Below are 11,847 nucleotides of genomic sequence, written 5' to 3' on the forward strand. Positions count from 1 at the left end.
CGGACTGACGCAGCTATTGTCTTGTCGGGTTTACAGCTCGTTCACTTGAACCAGGATTTTGGCTTGGCTCTTATCTTGAACGAGCAGCTCGAAGCCATCCTCGACGATCTGATCCAGTGTGATCTTCTTCGTGATGACCTGCTTCACATCCAGCTTGCCGGATGAGATGAGCGCCAGTACATCGGCGAAGATGTGACGATAAGCGAGAATCGAGGTGACGCTCGCCTCCTTGATCATCAGCTCCATCATGTTCAGTTGGACAGGCGCGGCATAAGCGGCGATGACCATCACCTCTCCGCCCTTCTTCACCACAGACAGAGCGCTCGTCAATGTTGCTTGTACGCCTGCTGCTTCATATGCGACAGCTACACCGCCTGTCTCGCCGAGGATGACCGAGGCCGCGTCCTGTTGCAGACTGTTGATCGGAATCGCGCCCAGTCGGGCGGCCAGCTCCAGCCGCTCCGCGGACACATCGACGGCATAGACGCGGGCGGCTCCCGCAGACTGGGCGGCCAGAATGGTAAGCAGGCCGATCGGCCCTACGCCGAAGACGGCGACATCATTGCCTACCTTGAGCTTGCTCTCTCGCACAGCGTGCAGCGCCACCGCAGTAGGCTCTGCCAGCGCAGCTTCCTCGAAGGAGACATTGTCCGGCAGCTTGTGCAGTGTGCGCGGCTCCAGCAGAACGTACTCGGCGAAGCCCCCATTATCATTCAGACCGACAAAGCCGACCTGGTCGCAACGGTTGTAATTGCCAGAGCGACAGTTGGCGCAGGCGCCACAGTAGATCAGCGGCTCGATCGTTACCCGATCCCCTACTTGCCAGCCGCTGACCTCCTGGCCGACCTCCTCGATCACACCTGAGAATTCATGTCCCAATGTTAGCGGGGCCATTTTCCCGCTAAGCGGATGGGGCGTCCCGATCTGGACTCCGATTCCGTGATGGTATGCATGCAGATCGCTTCCGCAGATCCCGGCGTATGCGACCTTGACTTTCACCTTGTCGGCAGGTGTTGCCGGAAGCTCGACTTGCTCGACACGGACATCTTTTGCAGCATGAAATACAGCAGCCTTCATATTTGATCGCCCTCCCTGATGTTTGTCCTACACCTTCATTGTATCCGTAGTAGGGTATAAATTATAATTAACCTTATTGATAGTAATATTAATCTTGCTAATGGGGGCAGACAATGCATATTGAACAACTGGAATATATCGTGGAGATCGCCAAGTCGGGGTCGCTGTCTGCAGCGGCACAGCAATTGCATATTACACAGTCCGCCTTGTCGCAGTCGGTTGCGAAGCTGGAGGAGGAGCTTGGTATTCCGCTCTTCCACCGGACTCACACGGGCGCGAAGGTGACTGAGCATGGACGCAAGGTGGTTCATAAGGCGCTTGAGGCGCTGCATGCGATAAATGAGATGAAGGAATACGCGGAATTCGAGCAAAGCATGTTCAGCGGAGAATTGACGATCTCGGTGTTCCCCGGGCTGATGCCGATTCTGGTCCAGGCTCTATCCACGATCAAGAAGGAGTATCCTCGCTTGCGTATTCACATCGACGAGCAAGTATCTGAGGCCATCATACAGGATGTGCGCTCCAACCGGATCGGGCTGGGGTTGGCTGTTATGTATGCGGAGGAGGTGGAGCAGGCGGCGGGACTCGTATTCGAGCCGATGGTGGATAGCAAGCTGGTCGTATGCGCCCATAAGCAATCGCCCGCGGCTCAGAGCCGCACCATTCACCCACGGGAGCTCGCCAATTATGAGTTTGTGCTGTTCCGCGACAGGTTTGTCGAGGATATGGTCTCCAGGTACAGTGCGGAATGGGGCAAGCTGTCTACCCTGTTCACGACTAATAATGCCGAATCGATCTATACGGCGTTAAAGGAAAATATGGGGTTAACCATCGGCCATGATTTTTCCTTTCTCGGCCAGTATGAGCGTATTCCAGAGCCGTTGACGCTGGTGGAGATTGAACCGTTTGTCCAGCGGCCGATGAAGGTTGGATGGATTCGGTCGGAGAAGCACCCGGTTGCCCAGTTGCATCGGCTCTGTATTCATCGTTTCAAGTATGCACTGGATATGATCCGGATCTGAATGAGGGGGGCAAGTTAATTCTGTACTCGCCAATAATTTCTTCGAATGTTTTTAAGAAATGACTCAGCGTCCAGCGATCTCGCAGGCTTTCCCGTTGAAAGCATCCTGTCCACAAAGTGCTTGATGTGGTGAAGCGAGATTTGAAGAATAAAGCGGAAGTTTCCACTCGCCCATGATGCACTGGAAAGTGTGGAGCGCTGTGCTCTGGGGAATCGGGTAGCTGTAAGCTGATTTCTTGCAATCAGGTCCGACAGTTTCGACCCCGATTCCCTTATGCTCCTGTAATTAGCGCAAACTTTAATGAGGAATTAATATCAATGTCCTTTCCTAGTGAAAATCAATTTATGTGCTGGAAACGGGGGTCAATCTACTCCGTCACTCGCCTTTGTTTTACATATCCGATGGCGGAAGATTCCTTGCAGTAACATAGAGCCTAATAAGAGAGTTAACAGCATCCACCATCCGACCGACTCGAAAATTTTCTCGGGAAACATAAATGTGTAGAGAAAATAGGCCAAAAACAAGGCTCCTTGGAGTATTTTCAACGTAATTGCATCAGCCGCATTATTGAGTGCCACGAGCCGTTCGTCGTTCTCTTTAATCAAGAGCTTCCTCATCAACTCGGGCGAATTCTTTATTCTTGATACCTTCAGGAATGAAACGAACGCCATGCTCAACGGTAACAGCGACAAGGCCAACAATGGCTTGCTGTCTGAAATGAATGGATTATCCACAGCGTTGGATAAAAAACCGACTGCTAACAGGATGAGACCGACGATTATTGATACAGTCATCACCATCTTTGCTTCTCTTACTGACTTCTCACCACGCATGCTCATTCCCCCCAAAATAAATCATCCAATGTTTTGTTGAGCGCCTTGCATATTTCAATACATAGTTTAAGGCTTGGATTGTAGCTTCCAGACTCAATTAAATTGATGGTTTGCCTTGTAACACCGACGATTTCGGCTAAACGCTCCTGTGATACGTCAGCTTCGACCCTGGCAATCTTCATCTTTTTATTTTTCAAGCTGCCTCGACTCCTTTCATAAAACAATGTAGCACTTTATATGACTAAATGTCAATTATAAATTACATAATGTAATGTTAAGTAGAGCGAATAAAAGTTCAAGCATGCTGTTTTCTTGCTCGACAAGTTCTGTTCTAACTATAAATGAGCAAATTCTTCTCTAGGTCGTGTCTGAAAACCCGTTCAAGGGCAATCTCACCGCCTTTGGCCACGACCATTCATGTCGTTCGTGAGCAGCTCAAATGGGCATGAGGGAGCAACTGTTAGTTATGGTAACTCTATGGTCTCCTGTGAAATTTGGAAGATTAACTTCGAGAAAAATAGTACCACTTAACTCGGGGTGTTTAACCCACCTTTGCATGAAAAAGTATACCATTGAATACATATAAATGATAAAATATAGTTTTATTTACAAAATTTATGGAGGTGGTTTTGAAAGTGAAAAGATGGATATCTCTTGTCTTAAGCATCGCAGTTGTGTTGGCTCCTGCAATCTCGTCGTCCGAGGTCTATGCAAGCTATGGCGCTCCGACGGGCTGGAGGGATCTTCCTGACTATTATGTATTTAAGGATGCTCACAGAGGAGGATGGTCGGGAAGCAGCGGCGGGCTGGAGACGGTAGACGGAAATTTGCCTGTAGATTGGGGAGTGACTTATGAAAATTTGCCGTCCTTGAGGTTTAATGTGACGAGCAATGTGGACTGGATGGTTTCCATTCTTGTTATGAATGAGTGGGCAAACCATGATATTCATAACTATGTCCCAAACGGTTATCTGGAATTTAACGTCAAGGGCCAGAATGGTGGGGAGCAATTCATGATTGGCGGCGACGACCATGTAGCCAGACGCCCGTCAGGTGTGGAACGCAAGGTGCTAAAACCCATTTCGGATTATGTAAACGTCACCACGCAGTGGCAGCATGTCAAAATTCCGCTCAAAGATATTTATGATGATCCGTCGGTTGATCTGGATGAATACAACGCCAAAGCTATCTATCTGGACAAGGTAAACAATGCGCCATTTAAGGTATGGATTAATCAGCTCAAGCTGACTTCCCCCGACAAGGAGCCCGCATTCCCGGCGATCAAGGTGAATCAGGTAGGCTTCCGGAATGATGCGGAGAAGTATGCTTATGTCTCAGGCTTTGAAGATGAGTTGACCGCTGATGTGGGAACCCCGTTTCAGGTCAGGAGAGCTTCTGATGATACCGTTGTGTATAGCGGACAGTTAGTGTTGGTCAAAAATTATGATATGGATTCCGGGGAGAGGGTTCTGAAGGCTGTATTTACAGATCTCCAGGACTCGGGGGATTATTATATGACCGTCAGTGCGCCGGGTATAGAGGGCTCTCCCCGCTTTACAATTGAGGATGAGGTATATCAGTCTTTGTTGGTGGATGCTTCCAGATATTATTATTACCAGCGCTCGGGGACGGCGCTTCTACCGCAATATGCCCCCGATTTCTACAGAGCTGATCTTACCCCGATGGATACGGTCGCTCAGTTTGAATCGAATTCTTCAAGGATCAAGAATGTGTCCAAGGGATGGTTCGACGCCGGTGACAAAGGCAAATATACCGTTGCTGGCGCATCAGCGATCGACACTCTGTTATGGTCGCATGACCTCTTCCCGGAGACCTATGCCGACAACCAGTTCAATATCCCGGAGAGCGGCAATGGCATACCGGATGTGCTGGATGAAGCCAGATGGGAAATAGAATGGCTTCTGCATATGCAGGACCCGCTGACCGGAGGCTTCTATGGAAAGGTAGAGTCATTCCCCGACGATGGGCAAATAACCAAACGGCTTGTGAAGGATGTGTACGGCGGTGCCGTCGATGTGAAGCCTACCAATGATACCGCTATGGCTGTGGCTGCTCTGGCTCATGCCTCCATCACGTATGCGCCATATGATCAAGCTTTTGCCGCGGCTTGTCTGGAGGCCGCCAAGAAGGGGTGGAGTTATCTGGAACAGCATCCCCATAATATTAAAGGCCCGGGCTACAGTGCTGATCAGGACCGGGATTCAAGACTTGTAGCCTCTGCAGCTATGTATAGAGTGACGGGTGAGGCGAAGTATCATCATTATTATTTGAGCCACTATACGGAAGCGCAAGCTGTCTTCGAGAATTCAACAGGAGATTGGGTAGGCCCCTGGCATTATGCGTTCTTCCACTATATGAAAGCGAATAACCGGAATCAGGCTGCCGAGCAATGGTATCATGACAAGTTCACGGTCTGGATCAATAAGGAAATTAACCGATATGAAACTAATGCATGGAATCATACCTTATACGAAGGCAACTATTATTGGGGCAGCAATAATATGATTCTCGGAACAGCCAACGAAGCATTAATCGGCTCCTGGTTGCTTGGCAAGTATGATGATACGATCAGGAACATGGCTAACTCCGCCATCCACTATATTTTAGGCGCTAATCCGCTAAGAAAAAGCTATGTAACAGGGTATGGTGAGGATAGCCTCCAAACGGTGTACGGACTGTTGAATCAGGACAGCAGACCAGGGATAATAAAAGGTGTAATGCCGCTTGGACCTAATCGGTACAACAATCCCGGCATCTCGATATTCCCTGCCAAGAACTTCATGGATTGCGCTGTGGAGTGGACGACCAACGAACATACGGTAGGCTCTACAGCCAATCTCGTATTTATCACCGCGTATGCCAACAGCAACCTGAATGCTCCGGTTTCAGAACCTAATTGATTTGTACAGGAGCAGCGGCATTGACCGCGCCGCATGTGACGGGTCACCCGTGCCCGAGCGGGCAGCTTTGGAGTGGGGCATAATTCATAGCTTTAAATGGAAGGGCTTCATGGAGGTAGGCATAATCGCGGAAGAATATGCTATAATGGTTGCAGATAAACCGCTTTCCCCTATCTGACAAGGCGGATAAGCTGCGTGTACGCGGGGGAGCGCCAACAAGAGATAAAGATGGGGATATAGCGATGAAACCGACGATCTATGATATTGCCAAGCTGGCCGGGGTATCGATTGCAACCGTGTCCAAGGTGTTCAACGGCAAGGGCCGCATTAGCGAGAGCACGCGGCAGCGCATCCTGCGGATTAGCGAAGAGATTAATTACCAGCCCAATATGTTGGCCTCGGCGCTGACGGGCAAGAAGACCTACACGATCGGCCTGCTCATTCCCGATCTCGTCAACCCGTTCTTTGCGGAGCTGGCGCGGCATGTCGAGGATCGTTCCCATGAGCTGGGCTTCAATCTGGTCATCTGCAATACAGACAACAATGCGGATAAGGAGAATAAGTATATCCAGCTTCTCCGCCAAAAAAGCGCTGACGGCATCATCGTCGCTACCGGTGTCCGCAATGAGGCGCTGCTCAAGGAGCTGATCGAGCAGCATATGCCGGTCGCCTTGATTGCCCGCGAGCAATCGACGCTTGCTGCCAGCTCGGTGGTCGTCGATGACTACGCAGGCGGCTACAGCGCGGCCGCATATCTGGCTGAGGGCGGACACAAACGGATTGCTGTGCTTGCCGAGAGTCTGACGGTCAGCAGCAGCAAGGAGCGGATTCGCGGTTATCGGCAAGCGCTTGGGGAGGCGGCCATCCGCTATGATTCCTCCTTAATATACGTGAGCGATTTCTCCGTTCAGGGAGGTAAGCAGATGGCGTTGCAGGCTCTCGCTGCCCATCCACGTCCGAGCGCCATCTTCGCCTGCAACGACATCCTGGCGATTGGAGCGATGCAGGCTGCGCGGGAGCTGGGCATCCGCATTCCTCAAGAGCTGTCCGTGGTTGGCTTCGATAATACCATCCTCGCCTCCATGACCGATCCGCCTATGTCGACAGTGGCTCAGCCCATCCAGCAGATGGGACATCAGGTCGTCGATCTGATCACGCAGGAGATCAACCAGGAGAAGAAGGCGAAGCAGCGCGTGGTGCTGCTGCCAGAGCTGATCGTGCGCGGGTCGTCCGGCCCGGCCACGCCAAATGCCTGATCGCTCGATCGCTTGAAACAACCGACTTCTCTACAGGATAATCGAACCGAATAGGCAAGCTGAAGCCGCCCTAATGGGCGATCAGACTGAAGACAAACAGCCTTGTTTCTAATCGAAACAGGGCTTTTGTCGTGCAGCTTATCATGAGAGCCGCCTGCTTGCCAGAGTCAGGAGGCTAGGGTTCCACTTCAAGGTGCTTCGCACGGCATCATGATCTATGTTACCACCTTGCTCCACCCAGCGGGTAAAACCCTGACGAGCCATGCCGATATTGGATGAACAGTCATACCACTGAGAAAAGGCCTCCTTCCATTCCCAAACGCTGCGCAGCAGTGGAGAGTATACAAGCAGGACTTCTAACTGAGCCTTGCTCCTATCAGGCAGACTGTCGAGGGGGGATTCAGTAGTCGATGATATTTCGGATTTGAGCAGAGTTATTAATTAATGTGTTTATTATTTACCGAATTCAACAATTTCGCCTTTCAGCGCGAATTCTCCAATAACTGTTTTACCATCTTGATCATATAAAGAGATTACGTCATTACTGTTGATATTACCCACTTGAAGACTAGTAGGTAGTGGAAATAATTCTTCAACTTTGACATACCCTTGAATTCCATTGGTTCCCACTGCAGAAACTAAATCTGGTTCTTCTCCTATTTTAGATTCTAATAAAGCGGAACCATAAGTTTGCCCGTATTTATTTACACCATATTCTTCCTGAAGATCTAAGTTATATGGCAATTGATTAGTTTCTGAAGATACGCTTGAACTTGAATTTGATAGAACAATATTAGGAGATTTATTGGCATCAAAGCCAACATAACCATCACCATTGTAAAATTGAACTTTAGCTTGCGAATAATATGTATCTTCTGTCCAATATCGCTCTCCTAGTATTGTGAGATTAAGAGCTGCACTAGTAGAATATAATACTAAACTAGAACTTTTCAAATCCCCGGTTGAAGTGTATAAACGAGCCTGTCCACCCATATAACCTGTGGGTACGGTTTTCCCCCCGTCTACAAAGATTGCCGTCCACGCCCTGACATAATTGGTATTTTGAGTGAGTGAATTCAGATCTAACCTTGATGAGTAATTATATTTATATCCATTAACTGTTTCTGACTCCAATGGCGATTCTACTCTAGTAAGTGCATAAACTGTTGATGTTACTAAGAACGATAACACAGCACAAATTCCTACTACTTTAGTACCTATATTATTCCATTTGATTATTAAAACCCCCTATAAACTAGTTTTATGATAAATTTTACTTATCACCGTTGGGGAGAAGAAATTACAAATTCACCAATAATAGTTTTACCGTCTTCTTTATATAGTGGTATTGATTGATGACCAAGCTTTTCCATCAATTTGCTATAAGCAATAGCTTCTTCTGGTGACGACATTGATGGTTCTAAATCTGTAGATTTAACATATCCAACAACTCCATCTTCACCTTCTGCCCTAATTAAATCAGGCCCTTTTTGACCTGCAGGAAAAGGTCCATATCCATAAGTTTCACCCTGTTCATTAGTTGGATATTCGGTCTGGTCTGTCATCTCATTCATTTTTGGTGAAGTTTGGATTGTAGGATTAGAGGCATGAACAGTTATCACTGCAATTAAAGTGATACAAATACTTACTCCTAGTAGTGATTTAATGTTCATATAATTCAACTTCCCTTCGTTGTTAAATATTTTATGCTGAAAATGTTTCTACTTAGGTGTCTCTTAATTTGTCTAGAAACGCCCTTCAAGGAAATCACTGATTATCGTTTTTTAGAATGCTGAAAAGTTCAGAGAAATACGCTCGAACGGATTTTAAATTTGGTAAAACTTGCGTTAGTCCGTTGAAAAGGACAATCTGTTTTTAAGTGATGTAAATTAGTTTAAAAATTTACTCTTTATAGATAATAATACTAAATAAGTAATTTCAAGTAAAGTACATATTTTGTTGGAATTTTACTATTTTTGTCGACCTAACAAGATTGATTATTTCATCGACCTTCACGAACATACGCAAGCGGCAATCGGGCGGCAAGAAGGGTCATGACGGTCTACACTTCGGTTCACTGCGACGCTTTATTCCCTGGCCGTTGGCGTTGCGGCGTGAACCGCCCTTGTCCTGTTTAAAGCCTGTCAAGTTAATTTCTATTCTATATCATGGTTACCCATATAGACGTGTGAAAAGCGGTAAAAGTTGATAATTTAATAAAATCATTGGAAATACGTCCACTATCGGCTGAAAGTGCTTTTGAGCCTTAAAAAGGCGGTCGATTTTCAATCTGATCTAGTAGCCAAACCATTTCTTATCTATGATCTCGATGAGAGCTGGTTTACAGTATATGCTGTATCGCTAGTAGCAAAGTTTGCATAGGCTCTGTTATTAATGTCTCTATGACGCGCGGATCTAGGCAATATGCCCATTTCTAGTTAATCGCTTTCTCTTATTTCCGTCCAATCCAAGCGAAACAAAGGGTATTTCTTAGGAAGCAGAGTGAAGCTAAATTTGCTGTGATTCCTGTTATTTTCTTTCTATTCGTGACATTTATCCCATGAGAACGGGCGAAAAGAGAAATATTTTTGTAAATGCTTTCATTGTATATTGACGAAGTTATAGGAATATATTAGAATTCAATAAGGTAATCGCTTTCCTCTCTCGTGCAAGCTGTGAGGTAGTACGCTCATCATGGCTTGGATGATTCAATTAGACCAGATCACCCGGTAGGGGAGTCAGATCGTGTACACGGTTCATGCTCTACAGGCTGGATCAACAGGCAGAGGAGGCTGCGTTGCGTTCCACAGCACTGCGTTTTTTGCAACAGGGGGAAGCATACGACAACTACAATTTATGAATGCGCTTACTTATGCTGGGTAAAGGAGAGGATGACATGGATCAGGCGCATGCACCTATGGTGCTGGAGGAACGACCGCTTCCGGTTGCGGCTCGCAAGCCGCTGCTCAAGCGAATGTGGAAGGAACGCTGGTTGTATGTGTTTCTGCTGCCGGGACTAATCTATTTTATCGTGTACAAATATTTGCCGATGTGGGGCATTATGATGGCCTTCCAACGTTACATGCCGCATCAAGGGCTGCTAGACAGCAAATGGGTGGGGCTTCGACACTTTGAGCGCTTCTTCAGCGAGCCGGAGTTCTGGCAATTGCTGCGCAACACCTTATATATTGCTTCGCTGGATTTGCTCATTTTTTTCCCGTTAACGATTATTCTGGCTCTGATGCTCAATGAGGTGCGAGTGGAGCTGTTCAAGCGGACGATACAGCAGTTGGTTTATGTGCCGCATTTTCTCTCTTGGGTCGTGGTGGTCGGTATCTGCTACGTGCTGTTGACAACAGAGGGTGGAGCGATCAATTCGATGCTGCAGGCGCTGGGCTTCGAGCCGATCCCATTCCTGATGAGCGAAGCGTGGTTCCGCCCGATGATCATTATCCAGATTATCTGGAAGGATGTCGGCTGGGGAACCATTATCTTTCTCGCGGCTCTGGCCGGGGTGAATCCGCAATTGTATGAGGCGGCGCGTATGGATGGTGCAGGGCGCTGGCGGCTGCTCTGGCATATTACACTGCCTTCGATTCAGAGTGTTATCGTCGTGCTGCTCATCCTGCGGCTGGGCAACTTCATTGATCTGGGCTTTGAGCAGATCTTCCTGATGCTTAATGCGATGAACCGCGAGGTGGGCGAGGTGTTCGATACATACGTCTACCGTGTTGGCCTCCTCCAGGGCCAATTCAGCTATAGCGCCGCAGTCGGATTGTTCAAATCGGCGGTTGGTCTGGTACTGGTCGTTATCGCGAACACGCTTGCGAAGAAATTTGGGGAAGAAGGGGTGTACTAGACATGGTCAAAGACAGAAGCTTCGGCAGTCGGCTGTTCGATACGATCAATGTATCGGTGCTCGGGCTATTCGGCATTCTGACGATCCTGCCCTTCATCTATTGTCTCAGCTCCTCCTTCTCCTCCGTGCCGGCACTCTGGCCGAAGGACTTCTCTCTGGAGGCGTACATCTATATCTTCTCGGCGGATACCTTCACCCGCAGTCTGCTCGTCTCGGTCTATATTACGGTGGTGGGAACGCTGATCCAACTGTGTCTGACCTCGCTGATGGCTTATGCCGTGTCCCATAAGCAGTTGCCGGGCAGACAGGTGGTGCTGCTGATGGTGCTATTCACGATGCTGTTCAGCGGTGGGATGATTCCAACGTACTTCGTCGTCAAGTCCACGGGGCTGCTCGATACGCTATGGGCACTGATGATTCCGAATGCGATTAGCGCATTTTATCTGATTATCTTGAAGAACTTCTTCCAGGCGATCCCGGAGGAGCTCAAGGAGTCAGCGAAGATGGATGGCAGCCATGAGGTCGGCATCTTCTTCCGCATCGTGCTCCCGCTGTCTCTGCCGGCGATGGCGGCGTTCGGGCTGTTCTACGCGGTCGGCATATGGAACCAGTATTTCAGCGCTATCCTGTATATTTCAGATGCCTCCAAATGGCCGGTACAGGTCATTCTGCGCCAGGTCGTCATTATGGCTAGCGGGGCGATAGGCGACTCCACCGAGGTGGAGCAGGTGGTGTACTATTCCAATTCCATCAAGATGGCGGTAATTGTAGTGTCGACGGTGCCGATCTTGCTCGTCTATCCATTCCTGCAGAAGCATTTCGCCAAGGGAGTGCTGTTAGGCTCGGTCAAGGGATAGCGACATGGCATGAATCGGGTGC

The 11,847-nt window shown here is 48.4% G+C and carries 10 protein-coding genes and 1 pseudogene; 5 read left to right on the forward strand and 6 right to left on the reverse strand.

Going from position 1 to position 11,847, the window contains the following annotated elements; all coding sequences use genetic code 11:
• Positions 1-30: 30 nt before the first annotated feature.
• Positions 31-1,077 (reverse strand): 2,3-butanediol dehydrogenase, encoded by a 1,047-nt coding sequence (locus tag ACY1JZ_RS05435; protein WP_462628398.1) that lies wholly within the window; start codon positions 1,075-1,077, stop codon positions 31-33.
• Between the two features lie 113 nt (positions 1,078-1,190).
• Here ACY1JZ_RS05435 and ACY1JZ_RS05440 point away from each other — a divergent pair, with 113 nt between their 5' ends.
• Positions 1,191-2,099, forward strand: coding sequence for a LysR family transcriptional regulator (locus ACY1JZ_RS05440; RefSeq protein WP_462628399.1), 909 nt, complete (start codon positions 1,191-1,193; stop codon positions 2,097-2,099).
• A gap of 362 nt (positions 2,100-2,461) precedes the next feature.
• Here ACY1JZ_RS05440 and ACY1JZ_RS05445 read toward each other — a convergent pair whose 3' ends face one another.
• Entirely contained in the window at positions 2,462-2,932 is a 471-nt protein-coding gene (locus ACY1JZ_RS05445; RefSeq protein WP_462628400.1) for a hypothetical protein, read from the reverse strand.
• A gap of 2 nt (positions 2,933-2,934) precedes the next feature.
• Positions 2,935-3,129 (reverse strand): helix-turn-helix transcriptional regulator, encoded by a 195-nt coding sequence (locus ACY1JZ_RS05450; protein ID WP_462628401.1) that lies wholly within the window; start codon positions 3,127-3,129, stop codon positions 2,935-2,937.
• A gap of 438 nt (positions 3,130-3,567) precedes the next feature.
• On the opposite strand from ACY1JZ_RS05450, the gene ACY1JZ_RS05455 reads away from it, so the two are divergent.
• Both ACY1JZ_RS05455 and ACY1JZ_RS05460 read left to right on the forward strand, forming a co-directional pair.
• Complete coding sequence (locus ACY1JZ_RS05455) at positions 3,568-5,853, forward strand: glycoside hydrolase family 9 protein (protein ID WP_462628402.1); 2,286 nt, start codon at positions 3,568-3,570, stop codon at positions 5,851-5,853.
• A 242-nt stretch (positions 5,854-6,095) separates the two neighbouring features.
• Entirely contained in the window at positions 6,096-7,109 is a 1,014-nt protein-coding gene (locus ACY1JZ_RS05460) for a LacI family DNA-binding transcriptional regulator (RefSeq protein ID WP_270166746.1), read from the forward strand.
• Positions 7,110-7,295: 186 nt separating this feature from the next.
• Here ACY1JZ_RS05460 and ACY1JZ_RS05465 read toward each other — a convergent pair.
• From ACY1JZ_RS05465 to ACY1JZ_RS05475, 3 genes and pseudogenes are all read right to left on the reverse strand, one after another.
• Positions 7,296-7,522, reverse strand: a pseudogene (locus tag ACY1JZ_RS05465) (ISL3 family transposase); the annotation flags it as partial.
• A gap of 40 nt (positions 7,523-7,562) precedes the next feature.
• Positions 7,563-8,243, reverse strand: coding sequence for a peptidase (locus tag ACY1JZ_RS05470; RefSeq protein ID WP_462628403.1), 681 nt, complete (start codon positions 8,241-8,243; stop codon positions 7,563-7,565).
• 146 nt (positions 8,244-8,389) lie between these two features.
• On the reverse strand, positions 8,390-8,782 hold the full coding sequence (locus tag ACY1JZ_RS05475) for a hypothetical protein (RefSeq protein ID WP_462628404.1): 393 nt from the start codon (positions 8,780-8,782) through the stop codon (positions 8,390-8,392).
• A gap of 1,223 nt (positions 8,783-10,005) precedes the next feature.
• Between ACY1JZ_RS05475 and ACY1JZ_RS05480 the strand changes: the two genes are divergently transcribed.
• The gene (locus tag ACY1JZ_RS05480; protein ID WP_442954802.1) at positions 10,006-10,968 is read left to right on the forward strand and encodes an ABC transporter permease; all 963 of its coding nucleotides are present in this window, start codon (positions 10,006-10,008) and stop codon (positions 10,966-10,968) included.
• A 2-nt stretch (positions 10,969-10,970) separates the two neighbouring features.
• Entirely contained in the window at positions 10,971-11,825 is an 855-nt protein-coding gene (locus ACY1JZ_RS05485) for a carbohydrate ABC transporter permease (RefSeq protein WP_462628405.1), read from the forward strand.
• Positions 11,826-11,847 lie beyond the last annotated feature (22 nt).

It is taken from the genome of Paenibacillus sp. J5, assembly GCF_054955055.1.